At 57.5% G+C, this 22,609-nt stretch carries 28 protein-coding genes; 25 read left to right on the top strand and 3 right to left on the bottom strand.

Features of this window, described 5'->3' with window-relative positions; translation table 11 throughout:
* The first annotated feature begins 8 nt into the window (after window positions 1-8).
* Together FKG95_RS09045 and FKG95_RS09040 are read left to right on the top strand one after the other, a co-directional pair.
* Entirely contained in the window at window positions 9-494 is a 486-nt protein-coding gene (locus tag FKG95_RS09045) for a hypothetical protein (protein ID WP_142896044.1), read from the top strand.
* A gap of 436 nt (window positions 495-930) precedes the next feature.
* Complete coding sequence (locus tag FKG95_RS09040; RefSeq protein WP_142896043.1) at window positions 931-1,380, top strand: hypothetical protein; 450 nt, start codon at window positions 931-933, stop codon at window positions 1,378-1,380.
* Between the two features lie 98 nt (window positions 1,381-1,478).
* On the opposite strand, the gene FKG95_RS30440 is transcribed toward FKG95_RS09040, so the two are convergent.
* Together FKG95_RS30440 and FKG95_RS09030 are read right to left on the bottom strand one after the other, a co-directional pair.
* The gene (locus FKG95_RS30440) at window positions 1,479-1,694 is read right to left on the bottom strand and encodes a helix-turn-helix domain-containing protein (protein WP_425456750.1); all 216 of its coding nucleotides are present in this window, start codon (window positions 1,692-1,694) and stop codon (window positions 1,479-1,481) included.
* Window positions 1,694-2,134, bottom strand: coding sequence for a hypothetical protein (locus FKG95_RS09030; protein ID WP_142896041.1), 441 nt, complete (start codon window positions 2,132-2,134; stop codon window positions 1,694-1,696). The genes FKG95_RS30440 and FKG95_RS09030 overlap by 1 nt, the downstream gene beginning before the upstream one ends.
* Window positions 2,135-2,249: 115 nt before the next feature.
* Here FKG95_RS09030 and FKG95_RS09025 point away from each other — a divergent pair, with 115 nt between their 5' ends.
* The 23 genes from FKG95_RS09025 (at window position 2,250) to FKG95_RS29575 (ending at window position 21,621) form a co-directional block, all read left to right on the top strand.
* Window positions 2,250-2,504, top strand: a complete 255-nt coding sequence (locus tag FKG95_RS09025) for a hypothetical protein (RefSeq protein ID WP_142896040.1) — start codon at window positions 2,250-2,252, stop codon at window positions 2,502-2,504.
* A gap of 296 nt (window positions 2,505-2,800) precedes the next feature.
* Window positions 2,801-3,367: a terminase small subunit-like protein gene (locus FKG95_RS29585; protein WP_342779214.1), complete on the top strand. Its 567-nt coding sequence runs from the start codon at window positions 2,801-2,803 to the stop codon at window positions 3,365-3,367.
* A 79-nt stretch (window positions 3,368-3,446) separates the two neighbouring features.
* A complete protein-coding gene (locus FKG95_RS09020; protein ID WP_218940140.1) occupies window positions 3,447-3,971 on the top strand; it encodes a terminase large subunit domain-containing protein in 525 nt (174 codons plus the stop codon).
* Entirely contained in the window at window positions 3,971-4,147 is a 177-nt protein-coding gene (locus FKG95_RS29580; protein WP_179954009.1) for a hypothetical protein, read from the top strand. Before FKG95_RS09020 ends, FKG95_RS29580 begins: the two co-directional genes overlap by 1 nt.
* Window positions 4,147-4,893: a phage terminase large subunit family protein gene (locus FKG95_RS09015; protein WP_142896039.1), complete on the top strand. Its 747-nt coding sequence runs from the start codon at window positions 4,147-4,149 to the stop codon at window positions 4,891-4,893. Before FKG95_RS29580 ends, FKG95_RS09015 begins: the two co-directional genes overlap by 1 nt.
* Entirely contained in the window at window positions 4,893-6,953 is a 2,061-nt protein-coding gene (locus tag FKG95_RS09010; protein ID WP_142896038.1) for a portal protein, read from the top strand. Before FKG95_RS09015 ends, FKG95_RS09010 begins: the two co-directional genes overlap by 1 nt.
* An 18-nt stretch (window positions 6,954-6,971) precedes the next feature.
* Window positions 6,972-7,850: a hypothetical protein gene (locus tag FKG95_RS09005; protein WP_142896037.1), complete on the top strand. Its 879-nt coding sequence runs from the start codon at window positions 6,972-6,974 to the stop codon at window positions 7,848-7,850.
* 77 nt (window positions 7,851-7,927) lie between these two features.
* Entirely contained in the window at window positions 7,928-9,115 is a 1,188-nt protein-coding gene (locus tag FKG95_RS09000) for a P22 phage major capsid protein family protein (protein WP_142896036.1), read from the top strand.
* A 73-nt stretch (window positions 9,116-9,188) separates the two neighbouring features.
* Window positions 9,189-9,608 carry a hypothetical protein gene (locus tag FKG95_RS08995; protein WP_142896035.1) on the top strand — a complete coding sequence of 140 codons (420 nt, stop codon included), beginning with the start codon at window positions 9,189-9,191 and terminating at the stop codon, window positions 9,606-9,608.
* A gap of 187 nt (window positions 9,609-9,795) precedes the next feature.
* Entirely contained in the window at window positions 9,796-12,171 is a 2,376-nt protein-coding gene (locus tag FKG95_RS08990) for a M14 family metallopeptidase (RefSeq protein ID WP_142896034.1), read from the top strand.
* The gene (locus FKG95_RS08985; protein WP_142896033.1) at window positions 12,168-12,575 is read left to right on the top strand and encodes a hypothetical protein; all 408 of its coding nucleotides are present in this window, start codon (window positions 12,168-12,170) and stop codon (window positions 12,573-12,575) included. The genes FKG95_RS08990 and FKG95_RS08985 overlap by 4 nt, the downstream gene beginning before the upstream one ends.
* Entirely contained in the window at window positions 12,568-13,692 is a 1,125-nt protein-coding gene (locus tag FKG95_RS08980) for a hypothetical protein (protein WP_142896032.1), read from the top strand. Before FKG95_RS08985 ends, FKG95_RS08980 begins: the two co-directional genes overlap by 8 nt.
* Window positions 13,692-15,089, top strand: coding sequence for a hypothetical protein (locus tag FKG95_RS08975; protein WP_142896031.1), 1,398 nt, complete (start codon window positions 13,692-13,694; stop codon window positions 15,087-15,089). The genes FKG95_RS08980 and FKG95_RS08975 overlap by 1 nt, the downstream gene beginning before the upstream one ends.
* On the top strand, window positions 15,086-15,334 hold the full coding sequence (locus tag FKG95_RS08970) for a hypothetical protein (protein WP_142896030.1): 249 nt from the start codon (window positions 15,086-15,088) through the stop codon (window positions 15,332-15,334). The genes FKG95_RS08975 and FKG95_RS08970 overlap by 4 nt, the downstream gene beginning before the upstream one ends.
* Window positions 15,331-15,912, top strand: a complete 582-nt coding sequence (locus tag FKG95_RS08965; protein WP_142896029.1) for a hypothetical protein — start codon at window positions 15,331-15,333, stop codon at window positions 15,910-15,912. Before FKG95_RS08970 ends, FKG95_RS08965 begins: the two co-directional genes overlap by 4 nt.
* 9 nt (window positions 15,913-15,921) lie before the next feature.
* On the top strand, window positions 15,922-17,157 hold the full coding sequence (locus tag FKG95_RS08960; protein WP_142896028.1) for a hypothetical protein: 1,236 nt from the start codon (window positions 15,922-15,924) through the stop codon (window positions 17,155-17,157).
* Window positions 17,150-18,601 carry a hypothetical protein gene (locus FKG95_RS08955; RefSeq protein WP_142896027.1) on the top strand — a complete coding sequence of 484 codons (1,452 nt, stop codon included), beginning with the start codon at window positions 17,150-17,152 and terminating at the stop codon, window positions 18,599-18,601. The genes FKG95_RS08960 and FKG95_RS08955 overlap by 8 nt, the downstream gene beginning before the upstream one ends.
* A 209-nt stretch (window positions 18,602-18,810) precedes the next feature.
* Entirely contained in the window at window positions 18,811-20,274 is a 1,464-nt protein-coding gene (locus FKG95_RS08950) for a hypothetical protein (RefSeq protein ID WP_142896026.1), read from the top strand.
* Between the two features lie 10 nt (window positions 20,275-20,284).
* Complete coding sequence (locus FKG95_RS08945) at window positions 20,285-20,671, top strand: hypothetical protein (protein WP_142896025.1); 387 nt, start codon at window positions 20,285-20,287, stop codon at window positions 20,669-20,671.
* A 20-nt stretch (window positions 20,672-20,691) separates the two neighbouring features.
* The gene (locus FKG95_RS08940) at window positions 20,692-20,943 is read left to right on the top strand and encodes a hypothetical protein (RefSeq protein WP_142896024.1); all 252 of its coding nucleotides are present in this window, start codon (window positions 20,692-20,694) and stop codon (window positions 20,941-20,943) included.
* 3 nt (window positions 20,944-20,946) lie between these two features.
* Window positions 20,947-21,132, top strand: a complete 186-nt coding sequence (locus FKG95_RS08935) for a hypothetical protein (protein ID WP_142896023.1) — start codon at window positions 20,947-20,949, stop codon at window positions 21,130-21,132.
* A gap of 8 nt (window positions 21,133-21,140) precedes the next feature.
* Entirely contained in the window at window positions 21,141-21,455 is a 315-nt protein-coding gene (locus FKG95_RS08930) for a hypothetical protein (protein ID WP_142896022.1), read from the top strand.
* Entirely contained in the window at window positions 21,445-21,621 is a 177-nt protein-coding gene (locus tag FKG95_RS29575) for a hypothetical protein (protein WP_179954008.1), read from the top strand. Before FKG95_RS08930 ends, FKG95_RS29575 begins: the two co-directional genes overlap by 11 nt.
* Before the next feature lie 259 nt (window positions 21,622-21,880).
* Here FKG95_RS29575 and FKG95_RS08925 read toward each other — a convergent pair whose 3' ends face one another.
* Window positions 21,881-22,108 carry a hypothetical protein gene (locus tag FKG95_RS08925; RefSeq protein WP_142896021.1) on the bottom strand — a complete coding sequence of 76 codons (228 nt, stop codon included), beginning with the start codon at window positions 22,106-22,108 and terminating at the stop codon, window positions 21,881-21,883.
* Between the last annotated feature and the right edge of the window lie 501 nt (window positions 22,109-22,609).

The raw sequence follows: 22,609 nt of genomic DNA, 5'->3' as shown, positions 1-22,609 counted from the left end.
GATAGACAATGGGTTTCGAGGCCTTCTCAGCCGCATGGTGGGTGATTGCCAGAGAGTGCAGGTCAAGCCACCCACCGGCCCATTGTTCAGACAACAAAGCGTTTGTTGCAGAGGTGCGGCGGCGCGCAGGAATGGAGGAGAAGATGGAATCAGAGAAGCACCTTAGACGGATGTTGGCGGATCCGCCAAAGCCGCGTCCTGAAATGCAGAAAATTACTGATGATGCAATTCGAGAGATAGGCGAGGCCTTCGAGCCCGCGCCAACCCCCGCAGGGGTATCGAAACTAAGCCCAGTCGACGCCACCCTCGACACCCCACCAACCCCCGCAGATATCTGGAAAGGACATGCTCAAATTTGGCGGGAGGAGCTGGAGGCGACACTGAGCGGTCTCACCGAGATACCGCTGCGCACAGAATTTAGTCATGCGCACATCAGGTTCTGCGAGCGAATGGTTGAACGTTACGAGTCCAAAGCAGCACAGGAGACAGAGTAAATGACCATACGACCGCTCTTTGCTTGGTATGACGTTTGGGTTGGCGCGTTCTGGGACCGCAAGTCCCGCAGACTGTATGTCTTGCCATTACCGTGCCTCGGAATCGCAATTCAGTTTTCAGCACAGGAGACAGAGGGATGACAGCAAAAGAACACCTAATTCACCGGATTCGATGTAGTCAAAGTGAAACATACCGAAGGCAGGTCGGCGCAAAGGCCAGTTACCAATGCGCCGATTGCAAGAGGGTTTTTGAGGCTGAAAAATTTGATTGGGTTTGTCCGGACTGCAAGCAGAGGGACCCTAGGTATGAAACCTGATTTCCAGGCTTTACAAGCCAAATCTGCCAAGCAGGGCGAAGAGTGATGGAGTGGGCTGACCTGCTTTTGCTTCCGCTGGCATACGTCTTGGCCGTCACCGTCTGGGATTGGATGAAAAAATGAACACCGAACCCCTCGACATCCAGGAGCACCACAGCCCCACAGAGCCTGTAACGGTAGAGCAGGGTACTGGACGTGGCATCAGCAAGACAGAGACCCGTCAGAGGTCCAGCGAGAAGCAGGTTATGGATGCTTTGGCTGAAGCTGATGTGCTGCAACTCGCGATGACACTCCGCCGAGGCTGGATGCTTCACGGTGGAGCTAATATCCAGGCTCAGGATCATAGCAGGCAGCGCTTTGGCATGCCGAGCGAGTTTATGTCCAAGTCAGACATGATTGTCTATCGGACCTACAAGGAGTGGCGCCAGCGCTGTAAGGCGGAACACGTCAGCATCGGGCCGTTATATGATGTCTGGTTTTGCGGTCACGGCATGAAGAAGGTTGCGCGCTGGTACAAGGTCCGGGACAGCCGCGTGATTGATCTGATGATTGAGGCGTTGGAGGCATGACTTGACATCTGGGCACCGTTATTGCAGAATCCAGGCAAGCTTTAGACGTGCGTCTAGAGCACCACACAGACCCTCGCATACAGCGGGGGTTTTTGCGTTTAGCCCTGCGGCCCATCATATGAGGATATACCGAGAGCCACTGCAGCGCAGGCCAATTCAATATGTTTTGGCACTTCGACCGGCTTCGGTGAGTCGGGGCGCTCTCCGGCCTCATAGAGCCTGACGGACGCGAACGAAATACCCAGGGCCTCTGCGGCTTGTTTTTGCGTGAAGCTCTGGTGTTTACGCCAGCGTTTGAATTGATCCGGGGTCATCATTTGTTCAGGGCCTTTGCCAGTGTTGCGTTGATTTCCGCAGCGTCTTCGAAGTATTCGCGAGCGGACTCAACCAGGGCTTCGACCTCTGACATGAACGCGGTTTTGGAAACTTCAAAGTCAGGGTCGGTGTAGTTGTCCGTCCGGCCATCATGAGAGTAGGCGCCGTATGCACTTTCGTGGTCCGATATCCGGATGTTGAACACGTCGCCATCGCCGAAAAGCTTATAATCGGGGTCGTATTGACCTGACTGTACTTCGATGTAGACCGTGCCTGTCTTGGCGACCGAAAGGCCTGTGATGTAGAGGTTTGGCTGGTCCAGAATGGTGTTCACGGTGGCTTTGACGGCGTTTTTGCAGGTGACGGTCTTCCAGCAGTGTTGGTTGAGAAAGAACTGACCGGCCTGGTTTTCGATCTTGATTGGGAAGTCGGCGGTCATTGGCTATCTCCATGTGCTGGTGAGCTGCTGATGTATCTAATATAGCTACTGAGTAGCAGCATTGCAAGGGTTGATGTTGACACAGTAGCATTTTTTGCGTTTCTGGAGGATGGGTATGAATCGCCGCGAGTTTCTGATTGGCACAGCTATCGCTTCAGCAACAGTTGCGGTGCCGTTTGTGCCATCCATTGCAGATGTGCCGAAAGAGGCGCTAGTCACTGTGTCTATCGATAAAATGACAGACGGCAGGTCTTGGATAACGGTGCGTGGCCCAGATAAAGATCTGATCCTTTTCGCGCCCTATCACGCTGCAGAGCACAAGCACATCGTCGACAGCTGGATGCGGTATTCCTGGGTAACCGCCGCATGACCACAGTCTGTTACCGCGATGTTCGGCGCATCAAGATGGGGTTTGTGAAGTGAGCATCGCAGACTGGCGTGGTGAGCCACCGGTAAAATGGGTGAGAGCCCTGCAAGAGGCCAAGGCGACTGGTCAGGTTAGGGTGCGTCCAGCGCGCTTTCCATACGAAGGCTACTTCGAGGCGAGGGTGTGTTGGCCTGGATCAATCGCGGTTCTATTCAACGCATACGACAGGACGGAAGAAGGCGCGCGTCAAGCAATTCGCAGGGGCTTCAAAGATCTGATCGAACGCTACTCGAGGTTTGATGCCGAGTATCGGGCAGCAGTCATTGCAGCGCAGAACGGAGTGTGAAGTGAGCGGAGGAAGGCCGAGCAAGTATAGTGCAAAGCTTGCGACAGAGATTTGCGACCTTCTGGCACAAGGACAGAGCTTACGAGAGATATGTCGAAACGAAGCCATGCCGACAGATCGAACAGTCCATCGGTGGATAGAGGCTAAGGAGGACTTTCGTCAGCAGTACGCGCGCGCACGAGAAGCTCAAGCCGATGCGATCTTTGATGAAATTCTGGAGATTGTGGACGACGGCACAAACGACTGGGTCGAACGCACGAATAGTGACGGTTCGAAGTACACAGTAGTTGACCATGAGCACGTGAGCCGCTCGAAGCTGCGCGTGGATGCGCGGAAGTGGATCGCTGCCAAGCTGGCGCCAAAAAAGTATGGCGACGAGAAAACCATCAACATCAAGAAGTCACCGCTAGATGATGCAGATCCCTCAGTCCTCGCGCGACTTGCAGATGTTCTCGAACAGTCTGAGTCCGGAGCACAGGAAGGCCCTGTTAGCGGAGACGAAGCGGGTACTGTCCACTAAGCGCCTGCATTTCTACAAGCCCTACACTAAGCAACGAGAGTTCCACGACGCCGGTGCAGAGCATCGCGAGCGGTTGTTCATGGCTGGCAACCAACTGGGGAAGACCTGGGCTGGCGGTGCCGAGTGGGCCATGCACCTGACGGGCCGCTATCCGGATTGGTGGAAGGGCAGGCGCTGGGACCGGCCTGTGCGTCTCTGGGCCTCTGGCGTAACCGGTGAGAGCACGAGAGACAACCCGCAGCGCATATTGGTTGGACCACCGCAACAGAAGCATGCTTGGGGCACGGGTGCGATCCCTGGTGACTGCCTTGTGGATACTGCTAACGCTCGCGGCATTGCTGATGCTTTGGATAGCGTTCGCGTTAAGCATGTCAGCGGCGGTGAGTCTGTACTGGCATTTAAGTCGTATGAGAAGGGCCGCGAGAAGTGGCAGGGCGAAACCCTGGACGGCGTCTGGTTCGACGAGGAGCCGCCGCAGGAGATCTACACCGAAGGCCTGACCCGGACAAATGCGACACGCGGTATCACGATGATCACCTTTACGCCCCTGCTGGGCATGAGCGAGGTGGTTCGCATGTTCCTGACTGAGGAGCCTAAGGACTGATGGACCAAAGAAACGAGCTTGATGACTGGACATTTGAGCGAGATACGGATGGCAACATCATACCGAGCACAATGGTTTTGAAGGCGGAAAGCGCGGGCACAGCCACGCTTTTGCGGCCGGAAGAAGTGGCCCGTGATGCACTTGCGTTGCTGCGCGGGATGAACAAAGCACACTGATGTCCCGCCACGTCACCCGGATGACCATCTGGGATGCTGAGCACTACACCGAGGAAGAGCGCGAAGAGATCATAGCCAGCTATCCGGCCCATGAGCGGGATGCGCGGGCGAAGGGGATACCGATCCTCGGCAGCGGGCGCATCTTTCCGGTGCCCGATGAGGATGTAGCGCAAGAGCCGATCGAGATCCCTGACATCTGGCCACAGATTGGCGCACTGGACTTCGGTTGGGATCATCCGACAGCGGCGGTCAAGCTGGCATGGGATCGCGACGCGGACTGCGTCTATGTCACACATGCCTACCGCAGCGCACAGCAGACACCGATTATCCATGCGGCTGCACTGAAGCCCTGGGGCGACTGGATACCCTGGGCATGGCCGCATGATGGCCTACAGCACGATAAAGGCAGCGGCAACCCCCTGAGTGAGCTTTACGGCGACCAGGGCCTGAAGATGCTTCACGAGCACGCAAAATGGGAAGACGGCAGCACCGGCGTTGAGGCCGGGCTCATGGACATGCTGGAGCGCATGCAGACGGGCAGGCTGAAGGTCTTCGCACATCTGAATGACTGGTTTGACGAGTTCCGCCTCTACCACCGCAAGGATGGGAAGGTGGTGAAGGAGTATGACGACCTTATGGCGGCAACACGGTACGGGATTATGATGCTACGCAAGGCGATCGTTAAGCCCAAGCCATACGTCCGCAGGCGTCGTGTTGGCCTTCCAGGCGGCTGGCAGGGGGCGTGATGACCGCCGAGTACGCCACCGACACCGCAGTCTCTGAGCCACCTAAGGAACCCAAGAACGACGAGGATCTGCTCGTGCTGGCCAGAGAGCGGCACGAGCGCTCCTGGCAGTACGAGGACAACAACCACGAGCAGATGGTTGACGACATGGAGTTCGCTGGTGCTGATCGCATTGGTGGGCAATGGGATGAGCGGGTCAGACAGGAGCGGGAGCAAGACAACCGCCCGGTCCTGACGTTCAACCACATTCCGAAGTACATCCGGCAAGTAACCGGTGATATCCGGCTAAACAAGCCTGCAATCAAGGTGCGGCCCGTCGACAGCGGGTCCGATCCCGAGGTAGCCAAGATCTACACGGGCTTGATCCGCAACATCGAGCAGCGCTCCTTTGCCACGACGGCCTACATCACGGCAGCGGAGAACACAGCCAAGTGTGGACAAGGCCACTGGCGCATCACGACCGAGTACGCCAGCGATGACGTATTCGATCAGGATCTCTGGGTCAGGCGCATCCGCAATCCGCTGTCGGTCTTCTTTGACCCTGATGCGCAGGAGGTCACGCGGGAAGACGCGCGCTGGTGCTTTGTGCTCGAAGAGTACAGCGAGGAGGAGTTCAAGGCGACCTGGCCGAAGGCCCGGATGGAGAACTTCGAGGGCGAGCATAACCGCGAATGGTCCACGCGTTGGTACAAGAACAAGACCATCACTGTTGCGGAGTACTGGTTTAAGCGCGACGTCAAAAAGCAGCTGACGAAGTATCCGGATGGCCGGGTGGTCGACTCGACCGGCTGGACTGCCGAGGAGAAGGCGGCGGCGGAAGAGGAGGCCGGTCAGTGGGCTGAAGCGCAATTGCAGGCCGGAAACTCTCGTGCTCTCGGCATGGGGCTGATGACCCGCGAGGTTGACGGCCATGATGTCATGCGGGCTGTGATCAACGGTGCTGAGGTGCTGGAGCAGCCCCGAAAGTGGCCTGGGAAATACATTCCGATCATTCCGATGATAGGCGAAGAAACCTACATCAACGATCGTGTGATTCGCCACGGCATCGTGCGCCACATGAAGGATGCACAGCGGGTTTACAACTACGATCGCTCGGCAATGGTGGAGCTGATCTCGCTGCAGCCGAAGGCGCCCTACATCGTGACGCCAGCGCAGATTGCAGGCTTTGAGGATCTGTATGAGCGGGCCAACACGGATAACATGCCGTATCTGCTCTACAACCCGGATGACAAAAACCCTGGTCCGCCCAAGCGAGAGCGCACGCCGGAGTTCCCGGTTGCCTTGGCTCAGAGTGCGCAGATCGCTCTTGAGGACATGAACGGTGTCACGGGCATCTATCCAGCGGCGCTTGGCCAGCAGTCCAACGAGACCAGCGGCAAGGCGATTATTGCCCGAGAGCGTCAAGGCGACGTTGGCACGTTCGTCTACATGGACAACCTCAGCCAGTCGATTGGCTACACGGGGCGCCAGCTCGTAGACCTGATTCCCAAGATTTACGATGGCGAACGCATCATTCGGGTTCTGGGTGAAGACGACACTGAGGAACTGATGCAGGTGAATGCGCTTGATCCTGAGACGGGCGCCATCATCAACGACCTGGGAACCGGCAAATACGATGTGATTGTCAACTCCGGGCCAAGCTTCAGCACGAAGCGGCAGGAGTCGGCAGATACCATGATCGAACTGATGAAGAGCAATCCGGAGATCGCGAACCAAATCTCGGACCTTTTTATCAAGAACCTAGATCTCCCTGAAGGCGACGAGATGGTCAAGCGCATCCGCAAGACCATGATTGCGCAGGGGCTGATAGAGCCGGACCCAGAGCAGGGTGAAGAGATGCCGCCAGAGCCAGGTCCGGACCCGGACATGATCGAAGCCGAAGCCAAGGTGATGGAGACCGAGGCGAAGGCAGAGAAGACCCTGGCCGAGGCCGAAGGGCAGCAGATTCAAAACGAGCAGGCGATGGTCAACATGCAGATGGAGCGGCTTATGCGCTCCGGCGCGTTGGAGCTTGCCGTACAGCAGATCCTTATCCACCGGGGGATTGTCCCCAACGGATAACAATCAGGAGAACTATTTATGGAAGGTGAAGAATCCGTTTCAGGCGCTGTAACCGAGGAGCAAGAAGCCCCCCAGGAGACAGAAGAGCTTGAGCCATCGGAGGACGCGCAACAGGCTGCCGGCGAAGATGACGGCGCAGGTGAGGATGATCAGAGCGACGGTGAAGATCAGTCCGAAGACCGCCCCAAGTCCAAGCGCAGACCTAATAAGGCAGAGCGTCGTGCTCTGCGTGCCGAAAGAGACCGGGACCGGTTACTGGATGCACTGTTAGCGGAGCGTGGTGGGTCGAAGGCCCAGCCCGAACCTCAGCAGCAGAACAAGCCGGCAGCGGCTCCGAAGCAGGAAGATTTCGAGACATACGAAGCCTATATCGATGCACGGGTTGAGTATCTGGCAGACCAACGTGTTGCGGAGCAGTTCGCCCAGCGTCAGAAGCAGACGCAGGCGCAGAGACAGCAGCAGCACCAGGAAAAGCTGGTTACGGAGTACCATCAACGCGTAGATGCGGCTCAGGACAAGTACGAAGACTTTGACGATGTCGCTTTTTCCGATGACGTGGTGATTACCGCCGTCATGCGGGATGCGATGGTCGAGTCCGAGTTTGGACCTGATGTTCAGTACTATCTCGGAAGCAATCCTGAAGAGTCGGCGAAGATCGCCGCTCTATCTCCCGTGGCACAGATCCGGGCCATTGGCCGTCTAGAGACGAAATTCGCCCAGGCAGAAGCCAAGGCGGAAAGCGTTAAGGACGACCCACCGCCCCGGAAAACGACATCAGCACCTGAGCCCATCAAACCGATCGGCGGCAAGAAAGCATCGGGGAACATCAACCCTGACAAGCTCTCTACCGAACAGTGGATGGAGCAACGGGCAGCTGGAAAGCTGAACTACCGCTGATGTCATGATGCAACTCGGCCACGTCGTGATGACGTCGCCTATCTCAGTGCAGGCCCGGGCCTGCCGGAAAGATTATCATGCCAAATTCGATTCTCACGCCAACCGCTGTTACGCGGGAAGCTCTCGCTGTGCTTCACCAGAAGTGCAACTTCATCGGCACCATCAATCGGCAATACGACGACCGTTTCGCCAAAACCGGTGCCAAAATCGGCGATACGCTGAATATCCGCTTGCCCAACGAATACGTCGTTGGCGACGGACCGGTCATTACCACGCAGGATACTGAGGAAACCTCGGTTGCCCTGCAGGTCAACAATCAGAAGCACGTTGCTTTGAGCTTCACCGCTGTTGACCTGACTCTGTCGTTGCAGGACTTCTCCAAGCGTATCCTGGAGCCTGCCATGGCGGTTCTGGCGGCCAACATCGAGGCGGACGCTATCTCGATGTACAAGGACGTCTATAACACGGTCTATGCGGGCGCCAACCCGCTTGCCTTCTCCAATGTCTTGCAGGGCCGCAAGCTTTTAACCGACAACCTGGCGCCCAATAGCCAGCGGACGGCTAACCTGAACACTCAGGACAACGTTGATCTGGTCGACGCCCTGAAGGGTCTCTTTAACGACACTGCGACAATTTCCAAGCAGTATAAGGAGGGCATGATGGGCCGGACAGCCGGGTTCGACTTTTACGAGAACACACTGTGGCCTCGTCATCAGTCTGGCTCCGCCGCGGCGACCACCGGCTATCTGGTCAATGGCGCCGCTCAGACCGGATCGAGCATCAACATCGATACCGGTTCAACTTCGCTGCTTAAAGGCGATGTGATCACAATTGCCAATGTCTTCCGCGTTCACCCAGAGACCAAAGCAACAACCAATGTGCTTCAGCAGTTTGTCGTAACGGCTGATCGTACTGGTGCAGGCGCGTTGCAGGTCTCTCCGGCGATCGTCACTGATGGCGGCCGCCAGAATGTGGACGCAGGCCCTGCGGACAACGCTGCGATCTCCAAGGTGAATGGGGTTGCGAACAGCGCCGCTGAAACGTCGTTGCAGTATCACCAGGATGCCTTCACCTTCGCAACCGCAGACCTTCAGATGCCTGATGGTGTCGATTGGTCCGCTCGCGAGGTCTACGACGGCATTTCAATGCGGATTATTCGGGACTACACGATCACCAATGATCAGTTCCCTTGCCGTGTTGACGTCCTCTATGGCTACAAGGCGCTGCGTCCACAGCATGCCGTCCGGCTGCACTCCAATCAGTAACCCTCAGCAAACCCCTCCCTGACTACGGGGCGCTCTTTATGGGCGCCCTTTCTTTTTCTGAGGATTGTAGACGATGGTCGCTCCAGTATTTTTTAACCAGTACTTCGCGGACAAAAACAACGGTGTCCATGACTGGTCATCCCACACGTTCCGGGTGGCCTTTTGCAATGCTGCCAATGCTCCTGTTGTCGGCAACTCTGTGTTGGCCAACCTTACGACTGTCTCCGAAAGCACGATCGCCTCAACTGTCGTGACGGTTACCAGTTCAACGCAAACAGCCGGGGTCTGGTCAGCTGTCTTGGCTGATCGAGACATCGTGGTCACAGGCACCATGCCGACCTGGCGGTACATCGTGCTCTACAACGATACGCCAACGACCCCGGCAGATCCGCTGGTCTATTTCATTGATACCGGTGTGGACAACAACATCACCGACGACACCTACCCGATTGATTTCGCTGCGGCACTCACGCTTTCGGAACAGGCTGCGTAAAGAGGCCTGACCAGTGGCCCAATACTTTACGGATTTCTCGAAATATACGGCTGGCGCTCAGCCGAGTGATTGGACTGAGAGATTCGTCCCCGCCAACATTACTTGGCAGGTTGAGAACAGCGCTATTGTTGGTGTGACCGGCGGCAAGGTTCTGGAGATAGTCAGAACCGGTGCAAACGGTCGCTCCATGCTGTCTTGGGATGATATCGACAGCGACGCCAACCGTGCGGCTGTTGAGATCCTGGTGAAGGGCCGACGGGCCTCCTTGCCTTTCGGCGTGCGCGCCATGGGGCGTGGAAGCGGCGCGGCGGGGTCTGAAGATGCCTGGTACGGCGGTCATAACGGCACAACCGTTGCTGCTGGCGGCTACATCAACGGCACTTTTAGCCAGGGCACGACGAACACCAGCTTTACGCCAGCCGGAGCCACCTGGATCTGGACGCGCTTCCAGCTGAGTGGCAATAATCGCCGCGTTCGAATGTGGAACGATGGCGACCCGGAGCCCGGTACATGGAACATAGAGGACGCTGACGGCGGGTCCATTACCGGTGCTGGATGGGTTGGGCTCTTCAGTTTCAGCCAGAACAATACCGGGCACATTATTGACGTCTTTGGCGTTGGGACCAACGGGGACCCCGCGCCAAGCTCGCCGCCTGGTCTTGCTGGTGTAACTGTCGATGCTATTGCTTCGCAGAGCGCTGCCGCGCAGGTTGCGGTCGGTGGTCCTTTGGGCATCACTGTGGATGCTGTCGCTTCCACAAGCGCTGCGGCTGATGTTCTCGCGGGCGCTGCTACGACGCTCGCTGACGACTTTGAGACCGGCAACTGCGACAGCGCACGGGCGGTTATTACGAACCCGAATTCCTTAACACCGAATATCCGGGTTTTCGCGAGACCGAACCGCAATGTTGAGGGCGCCTCGCCGGACCCAACATTCTACACGATGCTTTGGCGGCTGGATAACGTCAACGGCAAGACGCCAACGTTCGAGATCAATCTGACAAATGCGTCGCCGAACATTATCCCCGCCTTTCAGAGCGGTTTCCCGAGCACCTGGAGGCTTTGGTACACCTACGATGCGCCGTGGGATTTGAACCCGACTTGGCAGCAGATGAACAACAATGGCGGGGTGTCTGGAGGCTTCCAGCTTGCCTCGCACAACGCGGCCTTCAACCAAAACAGCGTCTATGTCAGCACGAGGCCGGAGTACCCGCACACAAGAGCGCGCGCTTGGCTGGACAGCGTTAAAAGCAGCCCTTTAGTCACTGAGCCACCCAGCGCGGTGGCCTTCGTCGGGAATGACTTCACTTACGGCCAGTCGGCGGCAACAACGCGCGATGGTGACGCGCTTGCGGTTCCGGCGCTTGATTTGCTGTGTTTGCGCGTGACGTCACTCAACGCCAACCCGGATGGCACCTCGAAGCGTAGAGTTGCATTGCTTGGGCGCCTGCATGCCAGCGAGCCGCAGGGCAGCTTCATGCTCCAGGGGTCTCTGGACTATCTTCTTGCTGGAAGTCCGACAGCGCTCCAGCTTTTGGATCGCTTCATATTCAACGTATATCTGATGGTGAACACCTCCGGCGTCTGGGGCGGCGCCATGCGGGGGACGCTACAGAATGGCCAGCGCGACCAAGACACTAATAGGGATTGGCCTGGGGGCACGACACCGGGGCTTCTCCAGGTCATCACTGCAACACGAAACGCAATCACGCTGGATACTGCTAACGCCCTTTCTGCGGTGCTGGACTACCACGGGCGGCTGACGGTTGACACTTCGCTGTTCTATGTGAACCGCAATGCCAATCTGAGTTTTTACAACAACCTGAACGCACGACGCACAACTGTTTCGGTCCCACAATCGGCAACGCCACGGGGCCTGACGGACAAGTACTATCAGGAAGAATTCGGGGTTCCTATTTCGGTCACGCCAGAAGGTGATGGCGTGCTGGAGTTCGGCGTAGAGACGCTTGCGAACTTCGCGCTGGACGGACAGGCCCTCATGGAGGCCTTGAACGACAGCTACAGCGCCGGCGACATGCCGGCGCTGTCTTTGGCCGGTGTCTCTGTGGATGCGGTTTCATCGATATCAGCGGCGGCTGACGTTGCTGGTCCGCCGCCACCATTAACCGGTGTTTCGGTAGATGCAATCTCGTCGGTGTCAGCGGCTGCGGATGTTGTTGCGCTCAGTCCCGCTCAAACACAACGGATAGGCCAGTTAGGAACAGACATGCGGCGAAACCTTCGTGTGACGCGCGGCCAGACATTCAAAGTTCGTGGAGTGGCGCGGGACCAGGAGACTGGAGAACGCATCAACATCACCAATGATGTCATGGTCTGGCGCCTGGGGTCCGAGGATCTGCGGCAAACACTTCTGACCGTCACCGAGAGCGATGGAATCGTGAAGACCGATGCGGCGCGGGGTGAATGGGAGATGACCGTGAGCGGTGAAAAGACCCAGAACATCACGCCAGCACGTTATCGGCACCAAGGCGAAATGAGCTACAGCGATATGCCATCCGGCTTTGTGTCCGGTCGCTTCGAGCTTCGGAGGGATCTCGGATGACGACCGCACGGGATACTGTCCAAGGCGCACTGGAGCTTCTGCGTGTGCTGGATATCGAAGACGGCGACATGCAGGCCTATCAGGCTGAGAAGGGGCTTAAGCAGTTCAACGACATGATGCACGGCTTCGTCGGAGCCGGCGCCGATGTGGGTTGGGCGGATTTGGCCCTTACTGACGAATTGCCTCTGCCCAGAGAGCATCACGAGCATGTCCGATACGTTCTGGCGGTTCGGCTGGCACCTGGTTACAGCGCACTTCTCACACCAGAGGTGGCCAAGCAGGCGCAGGACTCTCTGAAGATCCTGCAGGCGGCTTACCGGCGCGTCGGCACACTGCGGCCCGACAGAGCCTTGCAGAACCGGCTTTCCCGTTACTCCAGTGGATGGAACATCAAAAATGGCTAGACGAGCCTTCAACAACGCCATGCGCGAGTTCAGTCCAGGCGGCAAGCGCGCCTATGCGATCTCTGGCAAGGCTCAGACGCGCGAGGTTCCCTTCCTCTACGCTGAGCAGATAGCTGCGCAACAGGCCAATGCTTTCGACCCGGGTGCGGCGGGTGGCGGAGCGGGCACTCCGGCTGCGCTGGCTCCGGGCTCCGCAAGCGGCATTGGCGGTGCGGCTCCGGCTGACATTGGCCTGGATGGCTATCTGGGTGAGGCGGTGCCGGATGATTTCTTCTTTGAAGAGGACTATGGCTATCGGCCACGCGTTGATGAGGGGCGCGGCGGACCGGACCATGCTTCGGAGGATTCACAGGGCTTCAGGTCGCAGGGCACACTCAGCGACTTGGATAAAGATATCCTCTCGGCACTGGGGCAGGTTCCTGGATTCGGCCTCGCCACCAATATCACACGTGCTGCCGACTACTTTGGCGTGCCTGGCGTGATTGGGCCGACAAACCCACAGTCTTTCGGCCTCCCTGGCACGCCTCAGTTTTCAAAGAACATGAGGGATATGCGCGACCGCGAGGAACGCGCCCGGTTTATGCGCGAGATCCAGGAGATCGCAGACGGCACGCGCGACACCATTGGCGATTACAGCATCGGCGACCACGACTTTGGCCCGCCTGCTGGCAGCTTTGACACCGGCTATGATCACCCCAATGCACCAGAGCCCAGCCCTGCAACGGGTGGGTATGGAATTGGCGGTTATGCGGTTGGCGGTGGTCTGAGCTATGGCGGTCAGACAGGCTCAAGCTTTGGGGGCGGAGGCGGCGGCGGAATAGGTGGCGGTGGCAGTCCAAGCGGCGGCAGCGGCGGCTTTGGCGGTCAAGCGGGCGAGGGTGCTGGTTCCGGTAACAATGCCGGTGGTGGTCGCGGAGACAGCCCAGGCTATCACGAAGGCGGATACGTCTCTGAGGATCTGATTCCGGGTGAGCTGCGCGGTGATGTCGAAACGTTCTTGCAGGAGCACGAGCAGGTCTTGACAGCCGACGCAACCGATATCCTGGGGCCGGGGTTTGCCGAGGGCGTCAATATGATGGCCAAGCTTCAGAAACGCAGGCAGGCGCAGGGTCTGTAGTGCCGCGCATACCCTTCGCGACTCAGTCGTATCAATCGGTATCGGTAGAGCTGTCAGCGCAAAGGCTGGTCAATCTCTATCCGGAAACCGCGCCAGCAAGCTCCAAGGCGCCCTATGCGCTATTCGGGACGCCTGGACTGTCTCCTTATCAGGAGGTGGGAACCGGGCCGATCCGGGGCATGCACAATATGAAGGGCTCTGCCTACGTTGTGTCAGGGACAGCGCTCTGGAAGGTCGAAAGCAACGGAGACACGAGAAACTTAGGCTTCATTCCAGGCACTGGCCCGGTCCAGATGGACAACAACGGCCTTCAGGTTGGGATTCTGACGGGTACTGAGGCTGATGACCTTTTCATGGCCACTGCAACGAGCCTGACGCAGGTCAACGATGCGGATTACACCGGGGCATCATCGATCAAGCATCTCGACGGCTATTTTGTCTTCACGCGGCCAAACTCGGGGCAATTCTTTATCTCCGGTCTTCGTGATGGGCTGGCTTACGATGCCCTTGAGTTTGCGACAGCCGAGGGCTCGCCGGACGGGCTTGTGACAGCTGCCGAGGACCACCGGGAACTTTGGCTCTTTGGCGAGACCTCAACGGAGATCTGGTACAACTCGGGCAATGTAGATTTCCCGTTCGAACGCACCAGCGGCGCCTACCTGGAACGGGGTTGCATTGCGGCTGCGTCGGTTCAGAACCTGGACAATTCCTTGTTCTGGGTCGGTGACGACCGAATTGTCTATCGGGCCGAGGGTTACACGCCGCGCCGGATCTCAACGCATGCGATCGAGAAGGTTCTGACTGAAAATCTCGGGCTTGGCGACCTGACATCATTTGCCTACACGCAAAATGGTCACGCCTTCTATGTGCTTAAGAAGCCTAACGTTTTCACTTTCGTCTATGATGTGGCGACTGGACTATGGCATGAGCGGGCGTCTCATCAGCGCGAGGACTACCGTGTCAGCACATTTGTGACGGCATTTGACCGATTGCTCGTCGGGGATGATCAGAGCGGCATGATCTACGAGTTGGACATGGGTCGTTCCGGAACTGAGGGCAGCGACTGTGTGATTGCCCGCGCTGCTGCTCCGCCCCTGTGGGCTGAAGCAATGTCAGCCACGATGAACAATCTTGTAATCGACGTAGAGGGTGGCGTTGGTTTGACGACAGGCCAGGGTTCCGACCCGCAGATTATGTTGCGGTACTCCGATGACGGCGGGCACACCTGGTCGAATGAAAAGTGGCGCTCGATGGGCAGGAAGGGGCGCTACAAGCGCCGTGCGCGTTGGGATGGGCTGGGGCAGTTCCGTCAACGGGTTCTAGAGGTTGCTATTTCAGACCCGGTGGGGCGCATCGTTCTGGGAGCCTACGCCGAGATGGAGCAGAACGGACTATGACCGAGCTTACGAAGCCAATCCGGATTCCCGCGAACCTGGAAGGCCAGAACCGTGTTCTCCTGGGCTTGCTGCAGGCCATCGCAGACCGGGTGGATAAGCCTAGAATGTCTCGCATTACCGACACGGGTGTAACAATCAGTGATCCACCGCAACAGTTTGAGGTAGCGGTCATCGCTGCGAAGCTGGATGAATTGTTGGCAGCCTTGCGAGAGGTGTCTTTTTTGGAACCGGAGCCGGACCCATGAGCTTGTTTTCAGCCGTCAAGGACTACGCGCCCATCATTGGAGGGGTTATTGAGGCGGGCGGCAACTATTTTGCCGCGGAGGAGGCTGCCAGCGGCTCCGATCGTGCGCAGCGCTTCAACGAGTTCGTCTACGGCCAGAACCGCAAGGATCTGAAGCCATACCGTACTATTGGGACCGCAGCGCTGCGGGATATGCGGGACATCTACATGACCGGCTCGAAGCCCTACACTGCCTCGCCGGGCCATGACTTCCGCATGCGTGAGGGTCAGAAGGCCTACGATCGCTCCGGATCGGCGCGCGGCATGTCCATGAGCGGCAGGCAGGCCAAGGAGCTGACCCGCTTTGGCCAGAATGTCGCAGCAGATGATTACGACCGCCATTTCAACCGTTTGTCTTCGATGGCAGGCGTCGGTCAGGTGGCAACGAACACCGGTGTGGCGGCGGGCAATGCCTATGCAGGCCGGGCAGGCACGAACGCCTTCAATGCGGCTCAGGCGCGGGGCAGCGGCTATGCGGGCGTGGGATCGGGGCTGACGTCGGGGATCAACAATTACCTGACCCTGGAAGCGATGCGTTAGGAAGAGATTATGCAGAATAACATGAGCGCTCTCAGGGTTCGTCCAGTTGATGTCGGAGGCTCCATCGGCAAGGGCTTGCAGATCAAAAACGCCATGTCGGAGATGAAAGAGCGTGACCGGCTGCAAAAGGCGAACGCTGCCTTTGCCGAGAGCTTCGCAGACGGCATGCCGACCGATCCTGCCGGACGACAGGCTATGGTGGCCAAGGCGGCTCAGGTGAACCCCAAGATGGCATTCGATGCCAGCACCTACCTTAGCAACATGGACGCCACTACAAGGGCCAGGGAGATCGAAGAAGCGGGGATTTTGAACCGATCATTCAAGAATGTGAAAGACCCGCAGAGCTACGCTGCTGTTCGCCAGGGTTTGCTGAGGATCGGCATTAACGATATCCCTGAGGTGTACAATCCGAATGAGGTCGCGAACGTTCTGGCCATGTCGCAGGCGATTATGGCGCCACAGGAGGGCTTTACCCTCAGTCAGGGCCAGCAGCGCTTCAATGTCGACGGTACGCCGGTTGCCTCTGTTGCACCCAAGTCCAAGCTTCTATCCGACGCCGAGTTAAAGCAGAAGATGCAGGTCGCCCAGGCAGGAAAAACCGATATTGATCTGGGCACGCAGGAGAAGGAAGAGCAGAAACAGCGCGGCAAGTTTTTGGTGGAGAACTTCTCAGCCATTTCTGAGCGCGCCTCTGCTGCCGAGCAAACATTACAGCAGTTGGCTATTGCTCGTGCCATACCGGTCGAGACAGGTGCTGCCGCCCCTATGAAGGCCGCCATCGGGGCATACGCGCGAGCGTTGGGCTTTGAGCCGGAGGCGATCGGACTAGATCAAGCATCCAGCGCGCAGGCATTCACCGGTATCATGAACAACCTAGTTTTAACCAAGATGCAGGCCCAGAAGGGTCCGCAAACCGAGAACGACGCCGCCCGCATTGAGGCGACTCTGGCAAGGCTTGGGAACACGCCTGAAGCAAATGATTTTCTGTTCAGGTCCGCAGAGGCTCTGGAGCGGCGTGCCGTCGAGCAGAGGAGGTTTTACGAAAGTCACTTTGCAGCAAACGGCACCTATGACGGAGCGGGACCCGCCTGGGATAAGTTTAAGGTTGAGACGCCGCTAGTCGGCACAAATCCGAAATCAGGTGTGCCTGTGTTTTTCCACGAGTTCGCAAAAGAGGTTATGCGGGTGAACAGGGGGGCGACACAGGAACAGATCCTGGATCTCTGGAAGTCGAAGTATGACTGATAGTCAACTGATCGATCCCTTTGATGACCCGGCCACGCTGGGCAACATGGGTGCGGCCCCGGTATCTCCGCAAGCGGTTCAGAATGGCGGTTTGATCGATCCGTTCGACGATCCCGGCTTTCTTGACCGCATGACCGCTGAGCAAGTGCAGGGCCGCGTCCAGCCGGTATTGCAGCGGGAGTTTGGAGGCCAGGAGCAGCGCCCGCGCGCAAAGACACTCCAGGAGTTCGCGGACGAAACCTATGCCTTCGAGGATCTTGAAAGCAGAGGCAACATTCTGCCGTTGGGGCGCCGCACCAAAGATGGGCCGATTGTTCCTGCTGTGCCGGGATTCCTGAAGGACATCGCCGAGAAGGCATTGCTTCCGGGGCACGCTGCCAAGGGCGGCGCATACACGGCTGACGATGCTGCGGGATTCACCCTGGATTTTGCTATCCCAGGCTCTCAGGGTCGTGCGCCGGCCAAGCGATCGGATTTTGTGCGTGATGCGCCCTCTACTGAGGCGTTGCGGGCAGAAGGTGTCAGGTTCAAGGACGCGGCATCCAAGTCAGGTGTTCAGGTAAATCCGGACAGCTTTACAGATCTGGTGGCAGGCATGGAGACAACCGTTCGCATGAATGAGTTGGACCCCAAGCTGCACCCCGGCTCCAGTGCCGCATTTGCCCGCCTTGAGAAAGCGGTGGGGCAGGAGCCTGATCTCGATAGGCTGCAGACATTCCGCCGTTTGATCGGACAGGCGCAGAGAACAACGGCTGAAGAACTGAGCGACGACCGGCGCATAGCCGGAATGATGCAGCGCGCTTTGGATGATTACGTCGAGAAGCTGCAGCCCAAAGATCTCAAGTCGGGCGATGCTTCGAAGGCTGGGGCGAACTTGAAGAAGTTCCGCTCACTCTATGCCCGCTCTAAGAAGTCTGAGATTATCGAGGATATCATTGAAAAGGCTGGGCGCCAGGCGAGTGGCTTTGAGAATGGGGTTAGAATCGGTTTTCGGCAACTCATCAATCGCAAGGGTGGCACCCGAGGATTCACCAAGGACGAAGTCAAATTAATCGAGGAAATTGCTCAAGGCGGGTCCAGTGACCAGAAGCTCATGCGATTGCTTGGGAAACTCTCCTTTGACAAACAGGGAGGCTCAAATCTTTTAGGCGGCTCTATTGGCGTTGCAGGAGGCAGTGCAGCAGGCAGTGCGGTCGGAGGCCCTGTAGGTGCCGCAGCTGGCGCTGTGCTGGCCCCTGCCATTGGAGCGATGGCCCAGAAAGGTGCCGAAAAGGCCGCCCTGGACAATGTTATGCTTTTGCGTGCCATGGCGGCTACAGGCCGATCGGCACCCAAGTCCGGGCTTTCACTTAACACGATGCGCGGACTTATGGAGCGGGGTGCGGGGCCGCTTGTTAATTCGATGAATGCGCCAATTGACCCCTACGACCCGGATATTTTATAGGGCGATGGCCATGCCGACAGTGACTGCGATAAACGAGCAGGCGAACACCTTTGCGGCAAAAACCGGGCCGTTCTTCAAGTAGAACAAGGCAATAACCGCCGCTGGCGCGGCAATATACCAAAAGTTGTCAAAAAGCATCTCTCAGCATATGGGCAACCAGCCCGTGCGCGCCACTACAAAATGACACCTAAATTTGCAAAGGAAGCATAATGGCTGGACGCTTTGCCATTCCGCGCGAGTCTGAGTACGGTTCAAACGGCGAACCGCTCGCAGGCGCGAAGCTGTTTTTCTATGAAACGCAGACCAGCACGCCGAACGATACCTTTTCCGATGACGCTCTGACAGTTGCGAACACAAATCCGGTCGTGGCCGATGCGGCAGGCCGGTTTGGCGACATCTTCCTGAAGAATGAGGACTACAAGGTTATCCTCAAAACCTCGGCTGATGTGACGGTCTATACTGCCGATCCGGTGCGGTCCCCCGCTGCCACCACCAAGGAAGTGGTGGCGGTGTCTACGACCTCGCCGGTGGGGGTGAGTGACGACGGCAAGCTGTTCGTTGCAGATGCCACGGCAGCACCGTTTACCATCACCCTGCCGCCAGCTGCCAGTGCGGGGAATGGTTTTGAAGTTCCGATCGGAAAAATCGACCCAAGCTTGAATGCGGTTACAGTAGATGCCGATGGGTCAGAGACCATCAATGGAGCGTCTGACCTGAGCCTGCCCGGCCAGTGGGACTTCGCAACCTTCCGGTCTAACGGCACGCAGTGGTATGCGCACGTCCTCCCTCAAACGCCTGGAAACACGCCGCTTCCTCGCAGTTACCTCGCAGGCTTTGCTGCCAGTCCAGATGCAGGAGATCCCGCCAATGACGTGACCATAGGTCCAGGATCGGCGCGGGATGACAACAACTCAGTCAACATGATCCTGGACACGGATCTGGTAAAGCGCATTGATGCTGCCTGGGCTGTCGGATCGGGAGGCGGGGGGCTCGATACAGGATCAGCGACAGCAGACACGGTTTATCACCTCTGGCTGATCCAGCGAACTGATACCGGCAATGTGGACTGTCTCTTCTCACTGAGCAGCACAAACCCGACAATGCCGACGAACTACGACAAGAAGCGGCGTATCGGCACAGTCTCTTACGACGGTTCGTCAAATCTTGCTGTCGTTCACACCTTCTCTACCCCTGTAGAGGGTCGCTTCCAAAAGGCAACGACAGAGGGCACGTCAGTCACTTTAGCGGACGATCTTACGGATCTGGAGACAGCAACCCGGATCGAGATCCGCCCTAAGGGCGTGAGCACCAACACGAATGGGCAGGGGCCTGTTATCAGGGTGGGACCGACTGCTGGTGCCGTCGATACCGGCTACGACAGCAACGCTACTGCGGGGGGCGCGAACAGTTTCGAGACGGACGGCCTGCACCTCGTTCGCCAAAGTCTCGTTTTAGCAACGCATTCCCTTAATGGAACAGTCGTTCTGTCGCGAGACAGCGTAGATTCTAATTTTTGGCAGTTTTCAGGCTCAATCGGCGTAGCAGGCCTTTCTAGCCTAACTCTTCTACTGGGCTCAATCGATCTGTCAGGCCCACTGACCAACATACTGGTGACGACTCCGGGCGGCGTGGCGCTCTTCGATGCTGGCGAAATTGTCATCATCTACAGTTAGCGAGGAACCCATGAAAATCTTCGGCGTACTGGCTGCCCTCTGGGCGGCTTTTTTATTGTCCGCATGCAGCACGACACCGGTGCCTGAGCCACCGCCAGCACCAGTCGTGGCGCAGCCAGCGTGTAAGACCCCGAGTCAGATCGTGGCCGAGGTGCCCGCCGACATTAGTGTCCTGGCTTATCTCACGGGCAGCCGGGCAATAGCCTTCATGAATGCCTACAATGAAATGCCTCCGCGCTCTTTCATCCGTGCTGATGAGGTGCTCATCCTTCAAAAAGCGGGCGTTACCAGTGTCGCCGTTCTGAGGTTCATGGGCGGGTGTGCGCAGCGCTTTGGCATTCATCCGAGGAAATTAGTCAGGGATCTGATGGCGGAAGCCTTTGGCCCCTCAGCATAACAGGTAGTCGGCGAGGACTCGTGAAAGAACATAGTGATTTGTGGATGTGGGTCAGCGGAGGGCTGGCCGCAACAATTGCGTGGCTATTTAAGTTGATAATCACCACGCGTAATGAGCTATCGGGCCACAAGCTGCACGTGGCCCACAAGTACGTCTGCAAGGACGATATCCGTCAGATGGTCAAAGAGGTGAAAGAGCACACGGACGAACGTGCGGACCGAATCGAAGACAAAGTAGACCGGCTCATTGCCGACAGAAGCGAAGGAAGATGAAAGATGAAAGGTTATCGAACAGTCGTGATGAACGTCTTGATGGCTCTCGCGGCCATTGGGGCCGTCTTTGGCATTGAGATCCCGCCCGAGGATCTGGATACGGTTGCGGCGGGAATCATCTCGGCAATAGGCATTATCAATGTCGTCTTGCGCGCCATGACAACCACACCGATAGGTGAAAAGGAGTAAGTAACATAATGAAACACAGCGTGATAGCAGCCGCCTTCGGGGCGGCTTTTTTATTGGCCGGCTGCGCGTCGTCCAGCCTGTCCACCCAGGAAAGCCTGCTGATCGCCTGCAGGGGCTACACAGCCACCCTGACGTCGTTGGCGGGCTTCCGTGCTGCAGACCGCCTCTCTGACGATCAGGTGGCCACCGTAGAGCAGGCACGGCCCATCTTGAACCAGGCTTGCAGCGGCGAGGTTATGGCTACCGATGACCTGCTGGCGGTCGTGGAGGCCGGGCTTATTCAGATGATCTTTATTGAAAAGGAAGTTCGTGATGAATCCTGAAACAATCCTGGCATTGATCCAGCTTGGCCGCTTTGCCCTCGACGCGCTTGAGGCCCTTGAGAAGGGCGAGAAGACCGAAGAGGAAATAGTGGCCGAGTGGGCCGAGGTGCGCACCCGGCTCGACTCCGCAAACGCGCTCTGGGAAGAGGCAGGGCAGGAGGGTTAAGCCGTGGCGGGGGAGGGGCCGATCGAGTGGGGCAACTGCCTCTGTAAGGGCTTCCTCCGCTGGCGCCGGAATGGCTATCGCGGTTCACTGGTGTTCACCAAGTCGCCGAATCTGGGCTTCAGAACACATGTGACCGAGGATATCCCACCTGGACTGACAAGCTTTGTGCCGGTCAGTCCGAAGCGGTGGCCGTTTTCCTGCCTGCACAAGATCTGCTTTCCGGGGTATTGGCGGACGCGGCGGTAATCAGCGGAGCCCTCTATTTGTAGACTACCCTTACCGTCGCACCATCAAGCGCTTCTTGGCTGGTATTTCCGAGCACAAGGTCTGGCTGAGCCTTGTCAACAGCTTCAATGATCGCCAAGGCTTTTGCCAGTCCAGGCGTGCATTCTGGCTCTGCACCCACTTCCTCACTAGCCCACAGCGCCAGATCCCTGAGCGCCTGCAACACTTCCTTATCCATCTGCTCTGCTGTGAGATCATCCATCAGCCATTGTCCCTGTGTTGTGCCCGCCAGACCGCCTCGGCACCAGTTCATAATCCCGCTCTATCTCTTTCAAAACCTGCTGAGCAGCCTTCCTGGTATCTGCTCCGCGCACGATAGCACGTGAATCCTTCAGAGCGCGCTCTATCAGCCTGACCTCGTATCTCATATCTCATGCTATCGTGAGAACGTAATGAGAACAACAGGCGGTTATTCCCATGGGAAAAGGTTAGACAAATCGCCCCTAAGTCGTTGATTCTCTCATCAAGGGTAGACAGAAAATAATTCTCCAACATGTTGATTTCATGCCAAAAGTAGGGGACTTCTAATCCGTAGGTCGCAGGTTCGAATCCTGCCGGGCGCGCCATAACATTTTTTGTCCGACCTGGAGACATAGGTAACAGCTTGTACCTATGACATGGGTAACACACTGGAGCCGAACGGTGTGTCGATGGTTTGCAGAGTTTTCTGCTCCAGGTCTATGTATCCCAAATCATAGTTCAT

The sequence above is a fragment of the Denitrobaculum tricleocarpae genome (genome assembly GCF_007004665.1).
GTDB lineage: Bacteria > Pseudomonadota > Alphaproteobacteria > Kiloniellales > Kiloniellaceae > Denitrobaculum > Denitrobaculum tricleocarpae.
Note: the sequence above shows the minus strand (reverse complement) of the source record. Positions and strands in the feature narration are given on the sequence as shown.